Raw genomic sequence first — 25784 nt, 5'->3', positions numbered from 1 at the left:
CGGCCGGTCCGCCGTGATGTTCCGGCAGTTGATGTCGAGTATGGTGGTCATTGCCCTCCTAGATGCGGCCTTCCGACGAAGAGCAAAATAACCCATGAGAGATTCGCCTAAGCAACCCGAGGTACTCATCATTGCCAGTTGCCCGATCAATGGGAAGGCGGGTGTCTTTGCTACGGGTTATCTGTGACACCCCGATTCCGAATGCCGCAATTGCATTGATAGAGACGGACTCTCCTGTGCGAGGGGCTATTTGGGGCACTGCAAGCGGCTGGTAGGGATCGTCCTGTATTGCAACGGGGGCCGGCGGCATTGCTCAACGCTGAGGCCGGTTCGTTTGATGGAGGGAAAGCCGAGCCATTCGAATTTAAAACGGCCCCAACAAGGGGGCCGCCAACCCGAACGATACGGGTTTTCTTCCAGCAGTCGGGGGGCACCTTTCGGCTGGAAGCATTAGATCAACCCTCACCGATTCCGATTGTTCCTCGGCCTTCGCGAAGCAGTTCTGGGCATGGAAATTAAGGATTAGCGGCGTCTTGTTTCCCCATGCCACTCTTTCCCGCTATGTTGATTGCGCCCCGACGGAGCGGTCAAAGCGGACAGTCCAATGCGAGACGGCACAGAGGCTGAAGCCAAATTAACACTGGGCCAAGTCATCGGTCGGACTGCCAGTTCGTTCCCACATCAGCCTGCGATTGTCTCCGCCACGTTTGCGCCCCTGACGTACCGCGATCTTCAGCGCCAGTTGGACAGCATCCGCCGGCAGTTGCGTTTGGCTGGGTTCGATTGCAACGCCCGGATCGGGGTACTCATGCCTAACAGCACGGATGCGGTTCTCACCATCGTGGCGGTAGCCTGCTGCAGCATCGCGGTTCCTCTTGATCCACGACTGTCCCAGGCGGAGATTGATCAGCGTCTCGACATGCTGCGCCTGAACGCTCTTCTCCTGCCGCAAGGCAGTGCCTCTGAGGCTCGCCAGGCCGCTGAGCTGAGGAGGCTTCCCATCATCGAAGCCGCTCCTGTCGGACAAGGTCTGCTTGGACTCAATATCGCAGTGCAGGTCTCCAACTCCCCTGCGATTGACGCTGAGCCTGATCCGGGCTCGCCCGCCTTCATCCTGCAGACGTCGGGCACGACCGCGCAGCCAAAGCTCATTCCGTTCAGTCATAGCAATATGCTGGCGGCGGCCGCACGACTTCACTCCTGGTTCGGCCTCACACACAGGGATCGTTGCCTGAGCGTTTCGTCTCCTTACTATTCCCATGGGCTCAAAGTAACGGTCTTCACACCGCTCCTGACGGGCGGCAGCATTGCCGTCCCGGCGAACAGTGCCGTTGTGGCGCTGGACGAGTGGCTCGATGTCCTTCGGCCGACTTGGTACTCGGCAGGTCCTACGCTTCACGCTGCCGTGCTGGATAAGGCAGCAAGCCTTGAGGATGCGCCGGCGGCGCACACTCTGCGGTTCGCTGTGTCGGGTGGCGCGCCGCTTCCGGAGGAGGTGCAAGACGGCCTGCAGCGCATTTTGGGCGTGCCGGTGCTGGAGCATTACGGCTCCAGCGAAGCTGCGCAAATCGCCGCTAACCTGCCGCCGCCCGGGCCGAATAGGCCTGGGACTTGCGGGCAACCTTGGCCTGATACCGTGGCCATTGTTGGTGAGGATGGACATCCCTTGCCGGCCGGCGAGCGGGGTGAGATCTGGGTTCGTGGTCCCACCGTGATCTCTGGCTATCTCGATGCGTCGGAACTCAACCAAGCTGCTTTCAGAGAGGGCTGGTTTCGCACCGGCGATATCGGCAGCCTCGACGGAGACGGTTTCCTATCCCTGCACGGTCGCCTGAGTGAACTGATCAACCGCGGCGGTGAAAAGATTGCCCCTGCTGAGGTCGAATCCGCGCTACTACGCCATCCGGCCATAGCCGAAGCCGCTGCTTTCGCAATCGCCCATCCACGCCTTGGCGATGACGTCGCAGCCGCCATCATTCCCCATCCTGGCGCGCAGACGACACCTGTGCAGGTTCGACAGTTCCTGCAACGCGAGTTGGCCTCGTTCAAGATTCCGCGGCGCATTCTGATTCTCGACCAACTGCCAAAGGGGGCGACGGGAAAGGTTCAACGGCGACGGCTGCGCGAGTTGCTCGACGGGCTGTTGGGTCATCAGGAGGCGATGCCGCTGCCTGCTGTGAACAAAGCGCCATTGGATCTGGAAGCTGAACTGCTGACCCTATGGCGAAGGCTGCTCAAGTCCGAGGCTGTGACGGTCGACGATGATTTTTTTGCCTGCGGTGGTGATTCCCTGCAAGCGATGGAAATGCTCATCGAGGTCGAGCGGCTCGTTGGCCACCCCGTACCGGAAACGATCCTATTCGGGGCAGAAACAATCCGGCGACTTGCGCCAAGAATCGCCATGCATGCGGGCACGCTGGTGGCGCCGCCGTTCTTCCAGTTCAGTGCCTGTAGCCATCGGCCTCCCCTGTACTTCTTCAACGGAGATCTCGTCAGCGGCCACTCGTGCATGCGGCGGGTGGTGGAGCTTTTCGGGCCCGATTACCCGATCATCTCCATCGATCCCCATGGCCTCCATGGGGAACCGATTCCGCCATCGATCGAGGAGATGGCTGCCGACCGCCTGCCGCATATTCTGGAGAGGCAGAGCAGCGGTCCTTTCCTCCTGGGCGGCAAATGCAACGGTGCCATGGTGGCGTTCGAAGCAGCCCGCCTGCTGATGGCAGCCGGCCACAAGGTCGATATAGTTGCGATGGTCGACCCGCCGACCGTCACTGCCCGTCCGGCGCCGCGGGCGATCCTCGGGCTGATGAAGCCCATAGTTTCGCCTTACCTTCTGCGGGAGACGTATGAACTGATGGCCCGGCTGGAGCGGTTCTTCAAGGCGATAGCTCAGCTGAGGCAGTTCCCCGAGCGGATCGCCAAGCTGTATGACGCATTGTCCAATCCCAATAATGAGGTTCCGCCGGCGTTATGGGACGCCTATTCAATTGCAATGGCGCAATATCTTCCGGCACCGCTCGAGGTCCCTGTGGCTTTTTACGCGGCCGAACACGAGGGCCTGGCGTGGCGGCATCTCAGCTCTCAACTCGAACTGATCCCGGTCGCTGGGGGACATCATGGCTGCCTGACGATCGGCGCTGAACCGCTGATTGACCATCTGCGGCAAAGAATTGATGCTGTGCTGACGGCGCGCTCAGCCAATTGAACCGCGCACGTCGCTAGACCCTATTGCATAATAGTGATGTTGGGTCTTTGGCGCGAACTTGCGGATCGTCATGTCTTCGATCATGCGCCGGTGCAACGGGCTTACTGCCTCGTCGGTCATGGGATGCTCCTGTCTTGGGTGAAGGTTGCGAACCCCTCATCTCAAGACAGGACGCCGCGCTGCGCTATCCTCTTGGCCGTGCCGCCTGCCGTCGTGCCCTACCGCGCGAGCGGTTTAGTCCAGTGACCCATCTGCGACAACGTCCGCGCGATGAAACCTCGTCCAGAACCGCCAGCGAGTAGGTTGCTGCTTGTTTCGAGTTCGACCGTCAATTGAGTTGCACTATCAGCGGCGCTCTAATTTTCCGCTACTAAGTAAAAAATACTATGAAAGAGAACGATGCAACCTGGAATGCTGCAGATTTTTGTTCGAATAAACGAAGATTCCGTTTCCCCATCCGTCCGGATATTCCCTTTGTTTGCAGAACACGCCATCCTTGATGATAAGCTCATGGCAGACCGGATTGTTGTAGATGACCAACATCTCTTGCTCCCTGGCTGAGATGGATGAATGGATATTGGCAACTACCTGCCTCATGATTTCTTTCCGAAACGGATGGTAGAGATAGAGCATGCTATAGGCGTTGTAATCTTTGTAGGTGATCGCATCCGCCCGCATCAGCGACCAGCTTTCTCGTCCTAGCGAAATTCTGTGTTTTTCCGCTGTCCTTCATACTCCCTCTGAGAAGGTACCGAATAGGTTGTGGCGTCCGGTTCTGTGAAGGGCCTTTCCATGATGGATTGGAGCGGTACGCTAGGAGACCGGCAGAAGACAGAAGGTGCAAGTCCTTCACGGTGAAGGAGTAGCGATCCACACCGGCCCAAGTCATCCGCGGGTCGTCGCGAGACGACGCGTGAAGCGTTGACAGGGGAACGCATAGGCCAGCCATTGAGCGGCGAAATTCCAATCATCCGGAGTGCCGATGCCCTCGTTCCGGCAGAAGGCAATACGGTCGGGCACGCGATCGCGAGTGCCCGATTGGCTCCGCGCCGTCTAAGACCCTGGCATGTGCGCACATCTTCTGCGCGGGAACCGGGAGGTCTCCGCACTGCCCTGGGCTGCCGCGCCTGGGGCCGCACGGGGAAGGCCGGAGGCCGCAGCCCGTGATGCACGATGCGGAGAAGTCGGACTCGCCCAGAGTACCGAGGAAGTCGGCGAACAACGCGGCTTGTGCTGCGGCGGAGCCGATCGAGCAAATGGATGGGACCAAGGGGAATGCGGACTCGCAAAGCACGGTCCGGACGCAGAGCCGGAAAGCCGTGTCCCAGGCGCGAGCCCACATACGAGAAGCCGTCAACAGGAACAAGAAGGAGAAGCCGACGGTGCTCCTGCACCAGGTCTCCGCCGACTGCCTGCGTGCGGCATACCTCGCTGAAGAGGCGCGCAGCCGCCGGCATCGATCAGGTGACGTGGGACCGGTACGCGGAGAACCTCAAGGAGAATCTGAGAGGCCTTCACCGCCGAGTCCAGACAGGAGCGTATCGAACGTTGCCGACGCGTCGGACCTACATTCCGAAGGCGGATGGCAAGCAACGTCCGCTCGCATCGCCGCGATCGAGGACAAGAGCGTCCAGGCGGCGGTGGTCATGATCCTGACGCCAATCTACGAAGCGGAGTTCCTGGGCTTCAGCTACGGGTTCCGTCCGGAGCGGAGCCAGCATGGTGCGCTGGACGCGCTCGCGTACGGGATCAAAGGACGCAATGTCCGGTGGGTTCTCGACGCCGATATCCGGTCGTTCTTCGACACGATCAGTCATACATGGCTGGTCCGCTTCATCGAACATCGGATCGGTGACAAGAGGATCGTCCGCTTGATCCGGGACGCCGCAGGGTGCGGTGATCTCACCGTTGCTTGCGAACCATCTACCTCTACTGTGTCTACGATCTGTGGGTCCACGCGTGGCGCGTGCTGACGGGCACTATGCCGACTTCGCGGTTCCGACAAGCCTTCCGGCGGTGCGTAATCACGTCAAGATGCACTGGTTCCTGAGCCTGCGGCGACGAAGCCAGAGGTATCGCCTGACTTGGTCGCGCATGAACGTCATTGCCGCGAAGCACCTGCCGCTCCCGCGCATCCTGCATCCATGGCCGGAGCAACGCTTCCTCGTTAGCCACCCGGGGTAGAAGCCGTATACGTGAATTGCGCACGTACGGATCTGGGCGGGGCGCTCAGCAATGGGCGTCCCGCGACAGAGTTTATTATTTTCAAGTAGTTAGAGGGCCGCGTGTGCAAGACGTGTGCACCGAGTATCGCCACAATGAGAGCAGTGGATGGCTTTGCGATCCGCACGGGCGCTACCGAATAGACAGCTTGTGAGTGAGTATATCGTCGGAAGACAAATTGTAATTGCGCGGAACGCAGGGACGGCTGTCAGCGCCAAAACAGTTTGCGAGAACTGCGCTTATTGAGGATAAAATCCTCCGGATTATGTTAGGGTTACACCCGAGGGCAGGCCGAGGACCGCTCATGCGTCGTACCCGGTTGGTGATCGCAGACCGACACCCGATCGTTGTGCAGGGCTTGACGTCAGTATTCGCGGCTCATCGTGACTTCGAGATTGTTGCGTCGTGTCACGGTGGAGCAAGCTGCGTCGAAGCGATTCGGAATTTGGCACCCGACGTCGCGCTTCTCGGAGACTCATTTCCTGACGTGACGGCATCTGAAATTCTCGCCATTGCCAACGCCGAAAATCTTTCCACGCGGCTGGTTTTCTTCACCGCATCAGTCGAACATGGCGATCTCGCCGCGGCAATCGCGGCCGGTGCTTGCGGTGCGATTTCGAAGTACGCGAGCCTCGAAACTTTGCTGCAATCCCTGAGACTAGTGGCGAGGGGCATCAGTTTGCTGCCAGAACCGTCCCCAGACTTGGCGCCAACCGGCAAGGAAGTAAACGGCGCCAATGTCGAAGATGTGCTGGCCGTGCTGACGGACCGCGAGCGCGAAATCATGCGTCTGGTTTCTGAAGGCTTGTCAAACAAAGCAATTGCGCGCCGGCTGAACATTTCCCAAGGCACCATCAAGGTGCACCTCCACCACATATATCAGAAGCTTGAGATCAACAATCGGACGGTGCTCGCGGCGCTCGCCATATCACGACGATACGGCGGATTCGGCGCGCTGCCACTTGCAGCACTGACCTTTGCGGCGATGGACGACGTCCAGGCCGCGGACCCGAACGCGTCGAACGGAACCTTCGTCGCCGGCAGTCCCCAAGAGGACGTCATGCTGACCTACGGCATCAGTGGCGGCACCGCCGGCGAAACGATGTTGGACGGCGTAGCATACGCTGTGTCGAGCACCGGTTTCTATGGCACGCGCTACCTCAACGGCGCGACCGGCGTTTACACCCATGGTCCCAGCAATGACGCGGTCAATGTGTTGGCAGCGCCCACGACCGAAACCTCTACGATCACGGTTTCGGACGGCACGCGCTCGGGCAGCCAAACCCATAAGGTCACTATCGGCGTTGCCAATGCCGCACCGGGCCCCCCGACTGCGGCCGGCAAACTCATCAATACCGAGGTCTACAGCACCGCCACTACGTTCACGGCAATCAGCTCGCCGAGGACGAACTCGAGCGGTTACGGCACGTTCATGATGACAGCGGCCGGAGTGTTGCCCTACACGTTCGACAACGCCAACAGCGCTGTGCAGGCGCTCGATGTCGGCGATACCCTGACCGATACCTTCCCGGTGACTACCGCAGGCGGCACCAAGCAAATGGTGACGGTCACCATCCGTGGCAGCACCGATGCGGACCCCAACGATTTCGACAACCTTGCTTTGGGGGATCGCGAAATATCCGAACCGCCATTCGTCGTTGGGACTCCCCGAGGCGACACCATCGCGGGAGGAGGCGATGAATTTCAAATCGATACCGTCAACGGCATCGGCAAGGATGACCCTCTGTATGCAGGATCCGGCAACGACACGATCTACGGAGGATCCGGAACCGTCAACGGCAATAACGGCGCGGATACCATTATCGGCGGATTTGGTGGCGACCGGCTGAAGGGCAGCAACGGCGACGACACCTTCGTCTATCTTGCCGTGGCGGATTCCAGTTCGGCCCAGTTCGATACCATTACCGATTTCAAATCCGGGTCGGACAGGATCAACCTGGCGGCCTTTGGCGCGCTGGCGTTCATGGCGCTGTCTCCGACAGCTACGTCCGTGCCGCCGCATACCATCGCCTGGATCTACGACAGCGCGAACAATCAAACGATCGTGTACGTTAATCAGACCGATCAGACCCTCGATATCGGCGATTCGGCCCTGCTGGAAATCCACCTTCAGGGGGTTGCGTCCGTTGCAGAGTCGGATTTCGTCTACGAGCCGGCAACAGCGACCGTCGCGGCCACCGGCGAGGCGATCGATCCGGCGCTGGCCGCCATGGCGGCGGGAGACGTTCTAACGGAGAGTAGCGCCGAGGCTTCCGCGGAAGCTACCGAGACTGCGCGCGTCACGGACAGCATCTGGACCACAACCGATGAGAGCTTCGGCTTCCATTTCGCGCGGGAGCGGGTCGATCCAACCGGTTCCGCCCGGTTTGCCAGTCTCGGCGAAGCTCCGGAGCATGCGACCGAAGGCGGCGGGGACGCCGCCGTTATCCTCGCCAGCGCGTCTTCGGTCGAGCTTCCGAGCGGTCACACGACCGGACTAGTGGAGGATCACTTCACGTTCGATCAGGGACCGATCCACGCAAGCACCGTCGCAATGACGACCAGCGATGCAGCCGCAACGGTCGCGGGAGGCACGATCGATCATGGCGGCTTCAGCGTGGCAACCGCAACCGCCTCATCGCAGCACGCCGAGCATGGCGTAGCTCCGGGAAGCGCTGCCAATCCCGGCCAATCGCAGCGCGATTTGCACGCCGCCTCTGAAGACGCCTCCGCAGCCGCCGATCAGCACGCCGCGCATGGCGCAACACCGGGGAGCGGTGCCAATCCTGGCCAATCGCAGCGTGACTTGCGCGCTGCCTCTGAAAACGATCCCCCAGCCACCGAGCAGCACGGCGCGCAAGATGCAACATCGGGGAGCGGTGCCAATCACGGCCAATCGCAGCGCGACCTGCATACTGCCTCTGCAAAGGATCCCGCAGTCGCCGAGCAGCATGCCGAGCATGGCACAACAGCGGCAAGCGGTGCCAATCACGGCCAATCGCAGCGTGACTTGCACGCCGCCTCTAAAGACGCCTCCGCAGCCACTGAGCAGCACGCGGCGCATGATGCAACATCGGGGAGCGGTGCCAATCACGGCCAATCGCAGCGTGACTTGCACGCCGCCTCTAAAGACGCCTCCGCAGCCACCGAGCAGCACGCGGCGCATGATGCAACATCGGAGAGCGGCGCCAATCACGGCCAATCGCAGCGTGACTTGCATGCAGCGTCTGCAGACGCGTCCAACAACCCACATTCGGAATCGAACCCGAACGCCGCCAGCAAGGACCAACCTGCCCCCGCCGACGCCGATCACGCGGAGATGGCAGCCGCCCCGGCACTCGGAGATTCATTCTACTTCAAGAGCGAGATGGCCGATTCCAAATATTCGGACACCGTCGATCTGGCAGATGTGGGCAATGGTCGGGCTTCGACCGCGCATGACCGGCACGTTGCCAGACATGATGGGCTGGCAGCGATCCAGGATACAGAACCGGCCGGGCTTTCGCTCGCGGAGCAAAACGCCGCTGATCACGCCAAAATCGCGCAGCATCACGTGCCGCACGATCTGATCGTGTGACGGTGCTGTTTTCCGATGTTGGAGGGCGCGGCGAACGCGACCATCCATCGTTCGTACGCCCGATCCTGCACGGCGCAGGCATCATCGATGGCTGCTTGCCTATTTTCCACCCGCCGTTCGGCTTGCGTTGCTGCGCTCATCCGCGGGTCCGGCAAGAAGCCGGATCCGCCTTGCTGCCGCCCTATAGGGTAGCGATAGCAAGCTCCCAGGAAAGCGGATCGGGGCGAAAAAAATATGCGCGCGCTCTCCCCGGAGACGAATTCCTCTTGCCTCCGTCGCTGCCGGCTTGATGGCGGATCGATCCGATCGCGATACGCCCCTCTTGTCGAGGCGGGACAGCGCGGAAATAGCCACTGATTTGGGGGAGGAGGGAAGCTGTTTATTTTTGGTGAGCAGACTGGACGACCCAAATCAGATCGAATCTGTTCGGCAAATTAGATCTTTCGCGCAGCGGACCCTTCAGCGTTTGGCTGAGAGATGAGCCTTGATGACCGCGGCCATCCGATCCGATGGGGTTCCCGGCGGGAAGAACCCGAGATACTTGCCGTCGCGATCCATCAGATAGATGAAACCTGAATGATCGATGGTGTATTCTGCGGCGCCTTCGATCGCGACCCTGGCGTAGAAGACCCGATACAGGCGCGCGGCGTCGCGAATCTGCGCAGCATCGCCTGTCAGGCCGAGCAGGCGCGAGTGAAAGAACGGCACATAGTCGGCGAGATGCGCAGGCTTATCGCGGTCGGGATCGACAGTGACGAACAACGGCTGCACCGCGTCGCCGCCGGGGCCAAGCTTGTCGACGGCCTCCCCGATCGCCATCAGATCGGTCGGGCAGACGTCCGGACAGGAGCTGAACCCGAAATAGACAAGCATCAGCTTGCCACGGAAATCGGCGTCCGTACGAAGCTTGCCGGTGTGATCGATGAGAGTGAAGGGGCCGCCGATCGGCTCCTTGCCCCACATCACTGCGTCCATCAGCTCGCCGGCGCTGCGTTCGCTCTGCGCGTGCACCACGAGCACTGCACCGAGCAGTCCCGCGGCCAGGACCGAGCCGACAAGGACCCGACCGTTCCTCATGCGCCCATTGTCATACGGACGCCGGTTGTCGAAACCAGGAGCTTGTCCGGCAGCTGCGCGCGCACGGCGCGAGCGAAGTTGTCGCCGCTGCAATGCATCGGGATAATCACGTCCGGTTCGAGCTTCTTGATCTCGGCGACAACTTGATTGAGATAGTCCTCGGGTGCCGGCCCGAGATGGAAGCCACCGACGATAGCATGGATCTTCTGCACGCCGGAGACTTCCTGTGCCTGCCGGACCGAATTGACGATGCCGACGTGACCGCAGGAGCTGATCACCACGAGCCCGCGGTCTTTTACATTGAAACAGGTCGCGTGCTCGTGGATGTGCTCGTCCGGAACGATCTTGCCCAGCATCTCCGCCGGCAGGTAGTGGCTCGCGTTACAGCCGAGACCGTCCTTCACAGCAAATCCGACGTGCGTGTTCGGCAACACTCTTTCGATGCCTGACCTCTTGATCTTACCCGTCGTGAAAGCGTGGTCGGCGACTACCGTCGGGTTTTCCGCCAGAACGACTGAGACCTTGTTCGCAGCCAGCTCGCGGCGATCCAGCGCGCCAAATTCGGCAAGCGCGCCGGGCGCGCCGCTATAGCGCTGGCAGAAATTGTCCTCCCCGCCGGCATAGAGTTTCACATCGGCGGGCAACGCGCTGCGGTACTTCTGCAAAAAGCCGACGAGGCCGCCGTAATGATCGAAGTGGCCATGGCTCACGACCATTGCATTGATCTTGCTGGGATCAGCGCCGGTCAGTTCGATATTGTTGAGCAGAGCTTCCGGCGTATAGCCGAAGTCGAGCATGATAGTGCGCTGCTCGTTGCCGCGCTGTGACTGCAGGTACAGAGACAAACCCCATTGGTTGTGTAGTGCGCGACGATAATCCTGCTGCCGTGGTGCCGGCTCGATCGAGACGTTCCCCACCTTGCCCGGCCGCTCGAAAATATTCTGGCTTCCATCGATCAGCACCCGGATCGAAAGTTTGTCCACCACGGGAACGTCGATCGCGGCTGCTTTGGCGATTTCGATGCAGGTAAAGCTGCCGACGGCGACGGCTCCCCCAACGGCCGCACAACCCCTCAGAAAATCGCGGCGTTTGAATTGCTCGATCATCGATCCCTCCCTGCAATGGAGCCAAGCGTTATCCTTGGCTGGATGACCCCAAAACTGGCGAAGTATAGAGAGCGCAAAATCGCGCCCTTAAATCCAATCAATGAATGAGTAGTGCTTGCCCGCCGAAGGCACTGGTGCTGCGCTCAACTGCAGAACTCCGGCACGGCCCATTGACAGCTCATCGAAGACTACGCCACTTTCGGTGCAGCCAAAAGAGCAGGTTCACTTCCGTTGATCGCACTTGGCGTCGTTTCGCTGCGATGCGGAATTTGGTCCGCTATCGTCGGCGCATTTCGGACATCGAGTAGCAATCAAGCTCGATTTATGGGTACGCCCTGGTTCGAAGGACGACCGCACACAGCGCGAGCCTTCGATGCTGTTACGCTCGCACCGCAACAGGAGCGGCGATGCCGGACTTCCTTCGTACCGCGCGCCGCGCTGAAACTCGGCGCTAGCGTGGCGTGCTGCTGGTCTCGGAACCCGGGCCGCCACCCGTACCAGCGCCTGAACCGGTCGTCGTCTGGCTGCCGCTCGGATCGGGACGCCCGGGCGGATGCGCGGAAGCGCCCGAACTTTCCTGTTGCCCCACAACGCCGGATTCTCCGGAGTCGCGGGTCTTGATGCCTTTATCCGCTTCTTCCTGCATCTGCTTGTCGGATTGCGTCTGCTGGCTGGGCGCCGTCGACTGCTGGGCCTGTGCCGGCGCGGCGATGGCAATGCCAATAGCGGCCGTCATGGTGAGCATTGAGGTTCGCATGAGCTGTCCTTCCTATTGTTCCTCTCCGCACACAACGCGCGAGGCAGCGATCGTTTCCCGAGAGAGTTTTGAAGGAGGACGCTTGGTTGCCAGTTCTGCGGTGCCCACGCAGCCTCTGCGATTACTGCGCGAGTTGCGCCAATCCTTTCCAATCGAAGGCGATTCCGTGGCCGGGCCGGGTCGGCGCCAATGCCATGCCCTGGTCGAGGACGAGCGGGTGCTCGATATACCGATCGAGCCCGAAGCCATGCGCCTCGAGATAGGAACGATTTGGACAGGCCGCGAGAAGGTGGACCGTGACGTCGTGTGCGCCGTGGCTGGTAACCGGAAGATTGAACGCTTCTGCGAGCCGCGCGATCTTCATAAAGGCCGTGACGCCGCCGCAATTGGTGACGTCGGGCTCGGGGTAGGACACCGCGCCGGCCGCGATATAGTTCTTGAATTCCCAGAGCGAGCGCAGGTTCTCGCCGGCCGCAATCGGCACACCGCCGGCTGCCAAGATGCGGGCATGACCGGCAATGTCATCGGGAATGATCGGCTCTTCGAGCCAGGTGAGGTCGTAGGGTTGCAACGCGCGCGCGGCGCGGATGGCTTCCTCGACCGTCCATTTCATGTTGGCATCCGCCATCAGGGGAAAGCCGTCACCGAGATGTTTGCGCATCGCCTGCACGCGCGCGACGTCGGATGCGAGATCCGGGCGGCCCACCTTCATCTTGATGGCGCGAAAGCCCTTGGCAAGATTATCGTCGGTTTGCTTTAGAAGCGCCTCGACGGAGAGATCGAGGTCGATGCCGCCGGCGTAACAGGGCACGCGGGCGTCGAAGCCACCGAGCAGGCCAAACAGCGGCAGATTGGCGCGGCGCGCCTTCAGGTCCCACAGGGCGATATCGAGCGCCGAGAGCGCAAGCACGGGCGGCCCGCCGCGCCCGCCATAATGCAGGCCCCACCAGATATGATGCCAGATGGCTTCGGTATCGTCGGCTTGCCGGCCCTCGATCAGTTCGGGGATTTCCCGCCTGAGAATGTCGGCAATCGCGCCGCCATTACGGCCGACGGTGTAGGTATAGCCTGTGCCTTCAGCCCCGTCTGAATCGCGAACGCGGCATGTCACCAATTCGAAGGCTGCGATTTCGCCATGTGTGCTGTCGGAGAGGGTAACCGTCAGCGGGATCCGATAGAGCGCAGTCTCGACCGTTTTGATTGTTGTCATTGGTTTCCACCCGAGTTTTCTTGGTACATATTCAGTTGGGCGCGCCAATAGGTCGGCTTGGCTGCCTTCCTCTTCCGCCCACTTTACCGTGGTCCCCGTTAATGCACTACGTCCGGCACCGCGGCATGCGTTGCGACTGACCGGCTTCGCAGACCTTAAGTTTGTGTAATCTCGTTGCGGCCAAGTGCGTCTGAACCATCTAAGTGACAGGCGGGAGCGTTAAAACCTGCCCTTCAACTGATACCCAGCGGCCGTGCTCAGAAAGGTGAGCTGGGTCCTTTTGAAATATCCACCGTTAGGCCCTGCCTCGGTGGCTCAGAGGCGCCGATGATGTCTACCCCTCAATCTCGAACTGCCCGCTGGTCGGAAGCAGACGACAAGCTCTTGCGTGCGATGTCTGAGGCCGGAAAGAGCCTCACGCTGATGACGGTCAAACTCAACAGGCCAATGGCGTCCATCAAGGCGCGGGCCGCAGACTTGGGAATTGCCATTCCCGGAACCGAGATCGGAAAGCGCAGGCACCGAAGGTCTGCCTGACACAACGTGCGCCAAGCAGCACCGGGTTAGCTCGATCGAGCTTCTTCCTTGCCAGCTCAAATCGAAGTGAACCCGATGCCATCCTGAAACGTTAGGTCAGATGCCCAACCAGCGAAGACTTACGTGGAGAGCGTCCAGGCCTACCTAGAGCGAAAGCACAGGGAACTCAGGCTGATAAATGACTGCCTGAGGCACCCCTTGCCGTTGACCTGTCCGCGGTCGGTCAGCGAAGTTATCAGGCACAAGTTTCAGCTTGCCGCTGCCCTTAAAGCAGAGCACGCTCAGCACGATTGGAACGTCACCGAGACGGCTTGGGCACATCCCGGCCAACGGCGCATCGGCCCGTTCGAATTCAGATACGACTACCAGCGCGCCGATCTCGATGTGCGCGGCCCCTCGTTCTACGAGCTCGAGTGCGGCGCGATCGATACCATCTATACTGCTTCCGGCATGGCTGCGATCTCGGCGCTGCTGTTGGCTTCCGCTCGCGTGATCGGAGAGGCGGACATTCTGGTCCTGCCTGGCGCCTACGGTGAGACGCAGGAGTTCATCGAAGGCTATGTCGATCGTTTGCGGATGATTACACTGAACCGTCCGTCGGAAGAGGCGGTCGGTCCAAGATCGGCGTCGTCGAGGATTATGCTGCTGGATTCCTCCGCATCCGCTTCCGCGTTTGATGCCGGGCTTCACTGCACGAACGCGGCGCCTGATCTTTCGATTTTCGATACCACCTGTTTCTCCAGCGGGTCAGGCCGTATCCGGAGGGTGTTGGGACGTGCTCGTGAACTGGCTATCCCCATTGTGATGGTGCGCAGCCATACGAAGCTGGATTCGCTCGGCGCAGAGTATGGTCGACTTGGATCCGTGGCTTTCGTTGACTGGGAAAGGAACGTAACCGGCGGATCGAAACTCGGGCAGCTTCCGGCTGAAACACGAAATGCTGTTCGGCTACTGGGCGGCGCGGCGCTGCCGGCGCACTTCCCTCCCTATATCGGCGCACCGTCATATCGAGAGCTGACGAACAAACGGATCGCAGCCATGTTGCGCAACAGCCGCCGCGCCAGCCGATATTTTGCGACTGCGCTCTCAGGCTTGACGGCTGAACTCCATTTCGCCCACGGCCTCTATGTCACCGTCAGCAGCCAGCAACCGCTTGATGAGGCAACAGCTAGACGGGCGGCAGCGGAAATGAGCAGCGACCTGGCCCGAGCGGGTCTGCCGATCCAGCACGCGGGAAGCTTCGGCTTTGATTTTGCTGCGACAGAGTGGTTCCGTAATCCCACAACTGACCGCTATAGCGTCCGCATCGCGGTATCAGATCTTCCCACCGCGATCTGGGATGATCTTACTGAAGCGATCGCCCGGTGGTGGTCGGCGCACCAGCACAGGATCGAAGAATTTTAGATTCCGGCCGTCATTCCCAGTCGGCCGAGGCCTGGGAGCTTCAACGCGGGCCGGCGAATGTCGAGTCCGACCACCGCGCCGAGGAAATTGAATTCCAAACCTTCGACCCAGCCGATGGTGAGACCTAGATAACCTCCAAGGGAAGCGTATACCCCGGTGCCGGACGCGGTCAGCCCGAACCACTCACCTCGATAAGGGTAGTCCTTTCCAATGGCGGTCGGCGGCAGGACAGTCTTGAGTTCGGGAACTGCATCAAGCGCTGCTTGGACAAAGGTGTTGGAGTTCGGTCCCGGCCACGCATTATAGTCACCGTATGCACTGAACTTATAGTTCTCGATGACGTGACGGATCTTGGGAATTAGACGGCTAGCTTCAGGACCGTCGACGGCGGCAATGGTTTCCGGGACGGCGCCAAACCACCGTGCATCGGCGGTGAATCCGTTGGTGCGAATAGGCGCGCCCCAGGCAGTATAATCGTAACGCGTGTATGTAGCAGCATTCTGCTCTTTGACGACGATCCAGGTGTGGATGGCGAATATCGCCTTCCATCGAACCGTGCGCGCACCGTAAACCCGGATTACCGCGTCAGGATGGTGGGATGGCAACGGCAAGAGGCCAGCGCTGGAGCGGTCTGCAGTTTGCCAATTTCCTCGGGATTCGCCAAACCAGTAGCGCCCGGCCGACACGCCGACTGGAAAAAAGATCAACAGCAGAATGGTTGCGACTGATTTGAGCAAGGCAAACGCGAGGGCATAAAGTGGAGATGGCCATCCTTATATAGTTCGCTCGTCGTTGGCGCCAGATAACCCCTGCCTTTTGCCATAAGATATTGCCGATCATTTCTGACGCGAAGCTGACCAACGTCCTCAATGATGTGCGCGCCCGCGAAATACATTTGTCACAAATCTGCAAGCGCATCTTCGCTCGCGCTATGCGTCAAGCGCGGGAACAAAAAACACAGGTCGCGATTACTCCACGCTTGCGCAACTTGGGCTTGAGCTGCTCGAAAATACTTTCATGCCTGCTGACGAATGATCTTAGTCTCTCCACGATTGATAGACAGATTCATCGAGCGACGATGTCGCTTTCTGAGATCGGCTGTCATCGTGATCGTCCGTAACGCCGCACCGCCATTCGACCCGGTCTTCGCAATCCGGCGTTCGGCTGAGCGGGCCTGCATTGTTTCCGGTGGGAGCTGCGCCGAATGCTGATCGAAACTTCAGCGCCGCGGATCTTGTATCAAGCTGCGAAACCCCAAATTCTGATCGCCGACGATGATCCGCAGAATTTGATGGCGCTCGACGCGATCCTGGCGGCTCCTGACCGCGAGGTCGTCCGGGCGCGATCCGGATCGGAGGTGCTGCGCCGCGCGCGCCAGAATGATCTTGCGGCTGTTGTTCTTGATATGCGCATGCCCGATCTTGACGGGCTTCAAGTGGCCGCGCGGATGAAGGCGGATCAACGCACTTCGCGGATTCCTGTTGTTTTTCTCGCGGCTTACGATCCCGACGAACTGCAGATCACGAACGGCGGTGCCGCCGGTGCAATCGACTATGTCTTCAAGCCGGTCAATCCGGAACTTCTCCGCGCGAAGATCGACATCCTCGTCGATCTCTTTCGAAAGACCGAGGAAGTACGCCGGCTTGCCGACCAGGAGAAACGGTTGCTCCTGGAAAATTTGCGCATTCAGAAGGAAAAGTTCGCTGCCGAGCAGCGGCTGCGTCACCGCGAGGAGCATCAATCACTTGTGTTGCAGTCGTTGCCGATTGCGCTTTACACGGCAAGCAGCGGTCCCGGTTTGCGACGGCTGCGCTTTATCAACGATAGCATCCGGCGCCTGTCGGGCTTCTCGAGTTCGGATTTCCTGAGGCAGCCGAATCTGTGGGAGGCCAGACTTAACCCCGAAGAACACGGGCGGGTGATCCAGGCGTTTGCGAACATCGAAAAGGCCGGCTCCGCGAGCGTCGAATACCGCTGGCGTTGCGCGGACGGGACGGAAAAGCACGTCTTTGACCATGCCGTTCTGAGCGAGAGGGACGGCCGCCGCGAGCTCCTTGGGTTCTGGCTTGATGTCAGCGACAGGAAGTCCCTCGAGACGGATCTGCTCCACGCAAGCAAGCTGGAGGCCGTCGGCCGCCTGACCGGAGGCATCGTCCACGACTTCAGGAACATGCTGAGTGTGGTGATCGGCAATCTTGACCTGCTTCATCTGCTCATTCGCGACAACAGCGGCGCCTGCCGCCGCCTCCACTCGGCGCTGGAGGGGGCGCAGACCTGCGCCGAACTGACCGGCCGCCTGCTTGCCTTCGTGCGCCGCCGCGCCATCGAGACCGACGTCGTCGATGTGATCGAGACCGTCGAATCGATCATCGATCTGCTGACATGCGCGCTCGGCGCCAACATTCACATCCGCACCAACTATGACAGGGATTGCTGGCCCGTTTTCGTCGACCGGCCGCAGCTCGAAGCCGCGATCGTCAATCTGGCGATCAACGCGCGCGATGCGATGCCCAATGGGGGGAAGCTCGGCATTTGTGTGGAGAATATTCGTCATGCGACCGATCACCGAGGTCAGGAGGCGTCGGAGCCGCGCGAGTATGTGCGTATCACGGTGAGCGATACCGGTGTCGGCATGTCGGCCGAGGTCGCGGAGAAAATTTTCGAGCCGTTCTTCACCACGAAGAACGGCGGCAAGGGAAGTGGCCTGGGCCTCAGCATGGTCAGGCACTTCGTCCGGCAGTCGAACGGCGACATCACCGCGCGAAGCATTCCTGGAACCGGAACTCAAATCTGTCTCGATCTTCCGCGGGCGCAATTGGAGGCTCCGCCGGAAATCGAGCAGACACTGTTTGATCTATCCGCATGACAGCCACCCGGTGCGAGCATGCCAAACGGGTTCGCCCCGGTGTCTTCATTAGAACGTCACTTAAAAAAGGTTCAACGCTCCTGAAATGCTGAGTGCGCAAGTTCGGGAACCCGCTCAGAAGCAACGATATGCACCGTCCTCCAAGTTCGGCGTGTTCAGTTGTAACTGAGTGCAGGGTTGTCGAACCGATGCGGCACGCAGTGCCTTGGGAGGACAAGAGATGCGGGTGCTCCTGGTCGAGGACGAGCCGAAGGTCGCCGCTGTAATTTCCGATATCTTGAAATTCAACGGCTTCACCGCGGATTCGGTCGGCACCCTGGAGGACGCATCCGAGTCCGTCGCGGTAGTTACCTATGACGCGATCCTTCTGGATCGCAAACTGCCTGATGGCGATGGACTCCATTGGCTTCGCCACCGGCGGCGATCGGGATGGCCGGTGCCTGCGCTGATCCTGACAGCCGAAATGGACAGCGTCGACGACCGCGTCGAAGGCCTGAACGCGGGTGCCGACGACTACATCTTGAAGCCCGTCAACATGGAAGAGCTGATCGCGCGACTGCGCGCCGTGCTGCGGCGGCCCGCCACCGCGTTGGGACCGGTGATGCGCGCGGGCAATGTCGAGTTCGATCCCGGCGGAAGGCAGGTGTGGGTCAACGGCACATCGGTCAAGGTGCCGCGGCGCGAGATCTGTCTGCTTGAGGTGCTGATGCGCCGCTTCGGGCGCGTCGTTCCAAAGTCCGCGCTGGAAGAGAGTCTGTTCAGCTATGACAACGAAGTCTCTTCCAATGCGCTGGAAGTCGGCATTTACCGGCTGAGGAGCCACCTCTCGAAATCGGGAGCGACGGTTTCGATCAGAACGGACCGCGGCATCGGCTACATTCTCGAACTTGCGCGTCCGTCTGTTTCCGACACGAAGCCTGCGAGCGGCAAGAGCTCCGAGGTCTCTCGCGCCTGATGTAACAGAATCGTTTCGTTCAGGTGGCACGAGCATGGCGGCCAAAGGGCGGATTGATGAACGTGTGTTCTGTCGACCACACGTTGTTTCGTTTAGCGCATCTGAAGCTCGTCGCGTGATGACGGCACATCGCCGGGTCATTAAGGTCAGGACGTGCAATCCGAAATTCCACGCGCGCTCATTCGCGTCGGAGTTCTGGAACGCATGCAGGGACTCGAAGCTCATCCGAGCACCAGGAGTTGCAGTCGCGCTTACGACGCCCAGTGAAGCGTGAATCTCGAAAAGGCCGGCGACAAGTGCTGATGAAGCTTCGACCATCAAGAGCCCGGACATTGTTGCTCTGCGTTCTTCTTGGCGCTTCCGGCAGCGAAACGTTGGCGGCCGAACAGCCATCTGTGCGCATGGTTCCCTTGCGCAAGCCGGCTGCGCAAGACCAGATGCCCGTCGTCTCGGAGCGTGGCCAGATTCGCCTGGATGTGTCGCGCGGGCAGACGATACGGCTTTCGCAGACCGCGAAGACGATGTTCATTGCCGATCCCGCGATCGCCGATATCCAGGCGCCGTCCAACGACGCGGCCTTTGTCTTCGGCAAGAAGGCCGGTCGAACGAGCTTCTTCGCGCTCGACGACAGTCAGCAGGCGATCGCCGAATACGAAGTCATCGTGACCCAGCCGATCAAGGATTTGCGCGAAATGCTCCGCAGCGAGGTCGGAGATTATGCAATCCAGGTATCCTACACGCCGAACGGCGCGGTACTGAGCGGCACCGTGCCCAATGCCGCTCTGGCGGAGAGTGCAAAATCCATCACGACGCAGTTCCTGGGGCCGGGAGCCATCATCACCAACAAGCTGCGCGTTGCCGGCGCATTGCAGGTGAATCTCCAGGTCCGGGTCGCGGAAGTCGCCAGAAATGTTGCCAAGGAGTTCGGCTTTAATATCAATGCGACCGCGGAGACAGGAAGTTTCCGTTTTGGCTTTGTGAATGGCCGGTCTGCCGTCGGTCCGGCGGGACAAATCATCCGATCGCCGACGGGAGCTGGCTCCGCATTTTTGGGATTTGGCGCTGGCGGCACCAATATCTCCGCCGTGCTGGACGCGCTCGCAGCCGAAGGATTGGTCGCCATTTTGGCGGAGCCAAACCTCACGGCGGTCTCCGGGGAGCCTGCAAGCTTTCTCGCAGGCGGCGAGTTTCCGATACCGGTCGCGCAGGGACTGGACCGCTTCAGCGTCGAGTTCAAGCGCTTCGGCGTCAGTCTTGATTTCGTCCCGACGGTTCTTGCAGGTGAAATGATCAGCATTCGCGTGAAGCCGGAAGTCAGCGACATTTCCAGTCGCGGCCAGGTTCAGATCAATGGCTTTACCATTCCCGCGCTTGCGACGCGGCGCGCAGACACGGTCGTTGAACTCGCCAGCGGGCAAAGCTTTGCGATCGGAGGCTTGATCCGCAAGGGCTTCAGCACCGACATCTCGGCGTTCCCCTGGCTGGGCGATATCCCGGTGCTTGGCGCGCTGTTTCGGTCGAGCAACTTCCAGAAGGACGAGACCGAACTCGTCATCATCGTCACGCCTTACATCGTGCGGGCGGCAGTCAGCGCGACGCAAACGCAGGCGCCGACCGATCGCGTCGCGCCGCCGTCCGATGTCGACCGCGTTTTTCTGAACAGGGTTGCGTCACCGCCGCCCGGGCGGCAGGCGCCCAAAGCCAAGGTGACGCGACCGCTCCAGGATGGGTTTATTCTCGAATGACAAAGAGAACCAGGATGCGCATGACCATCATGTTCTTCGCAGTTGGCCTGTTTGCGCCGCAGCCCGCCGCCTGCCAGACCTATATCGAAACGCCGCCGGCCGTCCTGGTCGCACCCGCATCGCACGTCCTTCTGCTTTCCAGCGGCTCGGGCGGCGCCCTGACGTCGGCAGACCGGCGCCGTCTGGAAGACTTCATATACACTGCGAGCCATGGCCGGCTCGATGCGATCCATGTGGACGTCATCGGGATCGATCCGCGCGCGCGTTACGCGGTGACGCGAAGCGCAATCCGGATGGGCGTCGCACCCTTCAAGGTGAAGGAAATCTACGCGCCCGCCGACGAGCGCTACCGCTTCGCGATCCGCGTCGTCGCGGTGCGCTACACCGCACTTGCGCCGGGATGTCCTTCGCTGGAGATCACGGCGTCGCCCAACGACAATCACTTCGAGCCGACGCTCGGCTGCTCGAATCTTGCGAACCTCGCCGCCACCGTCAATGACCCGAAGGATCTGCTCGTAAGCACCGCGGTGCCTCCGTCCGACGGCGAGCGTGCGGCCATCCCGGTGACGCGCCATCGCGGCTTCAGCGGCAACGCCGCGCTCTCGCCACAGACGGGACGCGGAGCAACGGTCATCAGCGTGCCCCCTGCCAACCCCGCGACGCCGGCAGGTGGCGCAGGCACTGCGCCCGCGCAGTAGAGCGCCATCTAGACGAGGCCGGCGGCCAGCATGGCGCGCGCGACGCGTTCGAATTGCTGGCTTGCGATCGCGCTACCGAGCCGCGGCTTGCGCCGCAGGCTGCGGGCAAGCGCCGCTTCTGCGACAACGGGAATGCGGGCGGACACTGCAATGTCGAGAAGCGATAGGGCGGCTGCGCCTCTTGCGCGGCAGACTACGATCGGCACGGATGTTTCGCCCCTGATATAGCGAAGGCCTACCACCACGCTTTCGTCGCGCACGAACAGGGTGGCATGGCGTGGGCCCATCGGAGGCTCCCGGGCCTGCTCCTCGCGGTGACGCCGGCGCGTGCTGCGCACCAGTGGATTGCCTTCCTGATCCTGCCGCTCGCGCTTGCTCTCGGTGATCGTCATGCGCATCTCGCGCAGGAACAGCCAGCGCTGAAGCAGAATATCGACCAGGCCGGTCGCGAGGAGGAAGGCAATGCCGATGCTGAGCAGCAGTTGCGCCATGCTGCCGAACACGAAGCCGATGCAGCCTTCGCCGCAGATCGGTAGCCGAACCAATGTGTTCAGTGTGCCCGCCACGACGATGACCAGGGTGGACCCGAGCAGAACGCCCTTGACGACAGTTTTCGCAAGCTCGATCCAGTTTTTGAGGCCGAATATGCGCTTGAATCCGGTGAACGGGTTGATGTGTTCCAGACTTGGAGTCATCGGCGCAAGCGAGAACAGAAACCCTCGGTTTATGGCGATGTTGGCCAGCATCGCTGCAGCGACGGTGACCGCCAGCAGCGGCAAGACCGTGCGCCAGCACAGCGCGACCAGCGCCGCGCCCAGTTGCGGCAGCGCCACCTGAAACGGCTGGTTTTGCATATCGACGGCGAGCAGCAGGGCTTCTCGCCAAAGGCCGACGATATTTCCCGAGAACGACCACAAATATGCGATCGCCGCCACCGCGCCTACCGCGCTGACGAAGTCGTGGCTGTGGGAGATCTGCCCTTTCTCGCGCGCGTCCTGAAGCTTCTTCGCCGAGGCCGGCAGCGATTTCTGTTCGCTGGTGTCGCTCATTGCAGAAACCGCTCGAGCTGGCTCTTGATGCCGTGCGTTCCCGCAAGCTCGCCGCGCATGTAGTCCATCAGGTATGTCGCGTAGATGCCGATGAAGACCACGAACACGACGTTCTTCAGGGTAGGCGGCAGATCGTAGGCGTTCAGTTGCGGGGCGGAACGGCTGATCAGCATCACCGAAAGGTCCAGGAGCAGGAACAGCGCGATGACCGGGCCGCCGACCAGCAGCGCGTATCCGAGGATGTGATCGAGCGTCTTGGCAATCGAAAGGGCGCTGTCGAGGGTGAGCCTCGGCGTAAAGCTCGTCACCGGCCAGATCGCATAGCTGTCGTAGAGGGTGCCGGCCAGGATGCGCATGCCATCCGCGGTGATGAAGACGGCGATGGCGCTGATGCCGAGAAAAATGCTCAGCGACGACGCTTGCGACCGCGTTGCAGGGTCGCTGGCGTCCTCGTTGGTCACGCCGCGCTGCTCGTCGATCAATTCGCCCACCGCCTGAATGGCCCAGAACGGCACGCCGAACATGAAGCCGATGAGCGTTCCCACCAGCAGTTCCTTCATTGCGATCAGCACAAGCTGGGCGCTCTGGTGCGGTCCCAGGACGCCGATGCTCTCGGTTGCGTGCCACATCACGGGAAGGCCCAGGGCGAGCGCAAAGCCCATACGGACGACGCCGCCGAGTTCCGCCTTTGTGAACACGGGGAATACCAGCGCAACACCCATGGTCCGCATGGCGGCGATGCCAAGCCCCAGCAATGCGCTCAACGCCACGTCGATGAACTGCTGAAAATCCGCCGATGAAAGCGCTGACGTCATCGCGGCCGATTATCCGTCACGAACGCGTGGTGAGTGCTGGAAATTCCGTAAACAGGCGTCTGGCATGATCGATCAGCGGGCCGGCAAGCAGCGGAGAGAGCAGGCCGAGAACGGCGACGACGACGAGCAGCTTGACGGTTTGCGGCAAGGTCTGATCCTGGATTTGTGTGGCGGCCTGCAGGATTCCGACGATCAGCCCGGCCACCAGCGCCGCCAGCAGCGGCGGCAGCGTCAGCACGAGAAACAGGCTGAGCGACGTGCTCATATGCGTTAGAATGCTGGCTTCTTCCATGATGATGTTCTCCCGCTACTGCGCGTAACTCAAGACCAGCCCGTGTATCAGCCGCGACCAACCGTCGATCGCGATGAACAGGAACAGCTTGAACGGAACTGAAATCACCGTCGGCGAGACCAGCGACATGCCCATCGCCATCAGAATCGTCGTTACCACGAGATCGATGGTGATGAACGGAAGATAGAGCAGAAAGCCGATCTCGAACGCGCGCTTGAGCTCGGCGAGCAGAAAGGAGGGGGCAAGAATCGAGAGCTCGTCCTCGGTGGCGCGATTGCGCATATCGGCCGGCCATACGCGTTCGGTAGCGGAAAGAAAGAACTGCCGCTCCTCCGGTCTGGTAAAACGCTTCAGATAATCCCGCACCGGCTCCTGGGCGCGTTTCACCGCAACGCCCCAATCGTCGAAGGTCCTGTACTGCAGGGTCGGGTCGCTGAGTTGCACGTATACCTGCTCGATGATGGGTGAGCTGATATACATGGTGAGAATCAGCGCCGCGCCATACAGAACGATGTTCGGCGGCACTTGCTGGACGCCGAGCGCGTTACGGACGAGGAACAGCACGACCGAGATCTTCAGGAACGAGGTCGTCGTCACGACGACGAACACCAGCAATCCCAGACCGAAGGTGATTGCGATGAGCGCGAGGATGCCGGGCTGTATTTCAGCCATGGTCGAACAGGCGAATGAGGCGAACGCCCAGACCGTCGCCGACACGCACGATCTCGCCGCGGCCGATGCGGCGTCCGTTGGCGACGATGTCGACCGGATCATTCGGCGATCGCCCGAGTGGAAATACATAGCCAGGCGCTATCGTACGAAGTTGCTCGAGTTCGACCGTCTGACGGCCTAGCTCGAAGGTCAGTTGAATTTCGAGATCGCCAAGATCATCCGTCTCGACGACGCGGGATGCGCCTTTGCCCTCCATTGCATTGATCTCCTGAATGAACTTGCTGTGCTGAAGCGCGGATCGGACGCGCGCCCCGGTTTCGTCCAGGCGTGCGATCGCCCGATATCGATGGCCAAACGTGAGGGCGGCCTCACCGCGCTCGAATGGAAACTCGTCCGGTATCAGCACGTCGCCATGATGCAGGTCCTGCAGCGTGCGCACGGGTAGCCGCACTGCGCCCGCACTGAGGATCGCGACGACCGGCACGAATGTCTCCGCGAGCGGCAATCGCGCCGGCACGGCATGTTGCAGGAGTTTTACGAAGTCTTCGAGGGCGGGGACGTCCAGTTCAAGCTCAAGCTCGAAAGGAATGCCGTCCAGGGCGCCGTGGAAGACAAGCCGGCGCGACCCCGGACCAGGTGTTGTGAGATCGCGCGACGCGCGGCGGGACGATGACTGAAGCCTGAAGGACGCGCCGGTCGCAATCTCGATCTTCTCGAACAACGGGGCGAGCGCGAGCTCGACGAGCATGGACAAGGTCGGCTCGTCCGGGGGATCGTCGGAAAGCCCCGGCTGAATCCGGTCCAGGAGACGGCGCACGGTGGCGTATGCAAGCGTGGCTTTTGCGCTGGATTGGCCCCAGTTGCAGCTCGCTTCGAAGCAATCACTGTCGGCCGGGGCGGGGTCCATCAGATAAGAAGGGGACAGGTCGATGTCGATCGGCAGACCTTCGAGTGACCCTTTGAACGGCGGGCGCCGGACGGAACAGGCGTTCAGAACAGCCAGGTCCGACGGCTCGCACAGCATTCGCGGCTGCCATGGCGCGACGTCGGCGTCGTGCGGCTGCTCTCGATGGGGCGCAAGCGTGCCATAGGCGTCCATCACGGCCGACCGCTCCTGCCGCTGGGGGTGTTCGCATGCCGAATGCTGCCTTGCTCTTCGGTATCCAGCTCATCGATCAGCTCCATGTAAGAGCGGATGGCGTTCTCAAGCCTTTCCTGCAGCAGGCGCGTTTTCCTGACTTCGCGAAACCGCGCGCGATGCTCGGCGGCGGATCGAAGCAGCGCCTGTTCGCAATGCACGAGGTTTGCGCTCGCCGTCTCGGCAAGGCGGTTCGCGCCCGCCACGGCTTCGGCCAGCCGGGCCAGTTCATCGTGCCCGCGATACAGCATTTCGATCGTAACGCGCGCCGTGGATGCGAGATCGCGGTAGTAGCGCTGTTCGCCGCAGCTTCGATCGTTCTCCGCGCGGGCAAGCGCGACTGCCGCCGCCTCGCTTGCTACGCGCGCCCTGTCGCGCGCCGCCGCATCCACCTGCATGAGGCGGTAGGCCTGCTGCTCGCGCAGCGCGCGATAGCGCGACAACGCGTGCACGTT

At 61.0% G+C, this 25784-nt stretch carries 21 protein-coding genes; 8 read left to right on the top strand and 13 right to left on the bottom strand.

The window, feature by feature from the left end; translation table 11 throughout:
• The first annotated feature begins 604 nt into the window (after positions 1-604).
• Positions 605-3208 carry an AMP-binding protein gene (locus CP49_RS36310; RefSeq protein ID WP_082646425.1) on the top strand — a complete coding sequence of 868 codons (2604 nt, stop codon included), beginning with the start codon at positions 605-607 and terminating at the stop codon, positions 3206-3208.
• On the opposite strand, the gene CP49_RS48825 is transcribed toward CP49_RS36310, so the two are convergent.
• Positions 3197-3328, bottom strand: coding sequence for a hypothetical protein (locus CP49_RS48825; protein WP_276326873.1), 132 nt, complete (start codon positions 3326-3328; stop codon positions 3197-3199). The genes CP49_RS36310 and CP49_RS48825 overlap by 12 nt on opposite strands.
• A gap of 264 nt (positions 3329-3592) precedes the next feature.
• Positions 3593-3886 carry a hypothetical protein gene (locus tag CP49_RS36305; protein ID WP_057854905.1) on the bottom strand — a complete coding sequence of 98 codons (294 nt, stop codon included), beginning with the start codon at positions 3884-3886 and terminating at the stop codon, positions 3593-3595.
• A gap of 485 nt (positions 3887-4371) precedes the next feature.
• Here CP49_RS36305 and CP49_RS36300 point away from each other — a divergent pair, with 485 nt between their 5' ends.
• Positions 4372-5181, top strand: coding sequence for a reverse transcriptase/maturase family protein (locus CP49_RS36300; RefSeq protein WP_476695637.1), 810 nt, complete (start codon positions 4372-4374; stop codon positions 5179-5181).
• 515 nt (positions 5182-5696) lie between these two features.
• The gene (locus tag CP49_RS42055) at positions 5697-9008 is read left to right on the top strand and encodes a LuxR C-terminal-related transcriptional regulator (protein WP_338060447.1); all 3312 of its coding nucleotides are present in this window, start codon (positions 5697-5699) and stop codon (positions 9006-9008) included.
• A 459-nt stretch (positions 9009-9467) separates the two neighbouring features.
• Here the strand turns inward: CP49_RS42055 and CP49_RS36290 are convergent, their stop codons facing one another.
• From CP49_RS36290 to CP49_RS36275, 4 genes are all read right to left on the bottom strand, one after another.
• A complete protein-coding gene (locus CP49_RS36290; protein WP_057854903.1) occupies positions 9468-10085 on the bottom strand; it encodes an SCO family protein in 618 nt (205 codons plus the stop codon).
• Positions 10082-11191, bottom strand: a complete 1110-nt coding sequence (locus CP49_RS36285; protein WP_057854902.1) for an MBL fold metallo-hydrolase — start codon at positions 11189-11191, stop codon at positions 10082-10084. Before CP49_RS36285 ends, CP49_RS36290 begins: the two co-directional genes overlap by 4 nt.
• 451 nt (positions 11192-11642) lie before the next feature.
• Positions 11643-11948, bottom strand: a complete 306-nt coding sequence (locus tag CP49_RS36280; protein ID WP_156438856.1) for a hypothetical protein — start codon at positions 11946-11948, stop codon at positions 11643-11645.
• Between the two features lie 121 nt (positions 11949-12069).
• A complete protein-coding gene (locus tag CP49_RS36275; protein WP_057854900.1) occupies positions 12070-13158 on the bottom strand; it encodes a mandelate racemase/muconate lactonizing enzyme family protein in 1089 nt (362 codons plus the stop codon).
• Positions 13159-13818: 660 nt separating this feature from the next.
• Between CP49_RS36275 and CP49_RS36270 the strand changes: the two genes are divergently transcribed.
• A complete protein-coding gene (locus CP49_RS36270) occupies positions 13819-15099 on the top strand; it encodes a hypothetical protein (protein ID WP_057854899.1) in 1281 nt (426 codons plus the stop codon).
• Here the strand turns inward: CP49_RS36270 and CP49_RS36265 are convergent.
• The gene (locus CP49_RS36265; RefSeq protein WP_245311054.1) at positions 15096-15836 is read right to left on the bottom strand and encodes a DUF3750 domain-containing protein; all 741 of its coding nucleotides are present in this window, start codon (positions 15834-15836) and stop codon (positions 15096-15098) included. The genes CP49_RS36270 and CP49_RS36265 overlap by 4 nt on opposite strands.
• A 467-nt stretch (positions 15837-16303) precedes the next feature.
• Between CP49_RS36265 and CP49_RS36260 the strand changes: the two genes are divergently transcribed.
• The 4 genes from CP49_RS36260 to CP49_RS36245 all read left to right on the top strand — a co-directional run bounded on the left by CP49_RS36260 (position 16304) and on the right by CP49_RS36245 (position 21363).
• Positions 16304-17965 (top strand): ATP-binding response regulator, encoded by a 1662-nt coding sequence (locus tag CP49_RS36260; RefSeq protein WP_057854898.1) that lies wholly within the window; start codon positions 16304-16306, stop codon positions 17963-17965.
• A gap of 220 nt (positions 17966-18185) precedes the next feature.
• Positions 18186-18920 carry a response regulator transcription factor gene (locus CP49_RS36255; protein ID WP_057854897.1) on the top strand — a complete coding sequence of 245 codons (735 nt, stop codon included), beginning with the start codon at positions 18186-18188 and terminating at the stop codon, positions 18918-18920.
• Positions 18921-19357: 437 nt separating this feature from the next.
• Positions 19358-20665 (top strand): type II and III secretion system protein family protein, encoded by a 1308-nt coding sequence (locus tag CP49_RS36250; protein ID WP_057854909.1) that lies wholly within the window; start codon positions 19358-19360, stop codon positions 20663-20665.
• A gap of 14 nt (positions 20666-20679) precedes the next feature.
• Complete coding sequence (locus CP49_RS36245; protein WP_057854896.1) at positions 20680-21363, top strand: CpaD family pilus assembly lipoprotein; 684 nt, start codon at positions 20680-20682, stop codon at positions 21361-21363.
• Between the two features lie 8 nt (positions 21364-21371).
• On the opposite strand, the gene CP49_RS36240 is transcribed toward CP49_RS36245, so the two are convergent.
• Genes CP49_RS36240 through CP49_RS36215 form a run of 6 tightly spaced genes read right to left on the bottom strand, consistent with a single transcriptional unit; the run spans position 21372 to position 25772 of the window.
• Positions 21372-22412, bottom strand: a complete 1041-nt coding sequence (locus tag CP49_RS36240; RefSeq protein ID WP_057854895.1) for an EscU/YscU/HrcU family type III secretion system export apparatus switch protein — start codon at positions 22410-22412, stop codon at positions 21372-21374.
• Positions 22409-23227: a type III secretion system export apparatus subunit SctT gene (gene sctT / locus CP49_RS36235; RefSeq protein WP_057854894.1), complete on the bottom strand. Its 819-nt coding sequence runs from the start codon at positions 23225-23227 to the stop codon at positions 22409-22411. Before sctT ends, CP49_RS36240 begins: the two co-directional genes overlap by 4 nt.
• A 16-nt stretch (positions 23228-23243) precedes the next feature.
• Positions 23244-23519 (bottom strand): EscS/YscS/HrcS family type III secretion system export apparatus protein, encoded by a 276-nt coding sequence (locus tag CP49_RS36230; protein ID WP_057854893.1) that lies wholly within the window; start codon positions 23517-23519, stop codon positions 23244-23246.
• Between the two features lie 15 nt (positions 23520-23534).
• A complete protein-coding gene (sctR, locus tag CP49_RS36225; protein WP_057854908.1) occupies positions 23535-24191 on the bottom strand; it encodes a type III secretion system export apparatus subunit SctR in 657 nt (218 codons plus the stop codon).
• Positions 24184-25290 carry a type III secretion system cytoplasmic ring protein SctQ gene (gene sctQ, locus CP49_RS36220; protein ID WP_057854892.1) on the bottom strand — a complete coding sequence of 369 codons (1107 nt, stop codon included), beginning with the start codon at positions 25288-25290 and terminating at the stop codon, positions 24184-24186. Before sctQ ends, sctR begins: the two co-directional genes overlap by 8 nt.
• Complete coding sequence (locus CP49_RS36215) at positions 25290-25772, bottom strand: hypothetical protein (RefSeq protein ID WP_156438854.1); 483 nt, start codon at positions 25770-25772, stop codon at positions 25290-25292. The genes sctQ and CP49_RS36215 overlap by 1 nt, the downstream gene beginning before the upstream one ends.
• Positions 25773-25784 lie beyond the last annotated feature (12 nt).

The organism is Bradyrhizobium valentinum (assembly GCF_001440405.1).
GTDB classification, from domain to species: Bacteria; Pseudomonadota; Alphaproteobacteria; order Rhizobiales; family Xanthobacteraceae; genus Bradyrhizobium; species Bradyrhizobium valentinum.
Note: the sequence above shows the minus strand (reverse complement) of the source record. Positions and strands in the feature narration are given on the sequence as shown.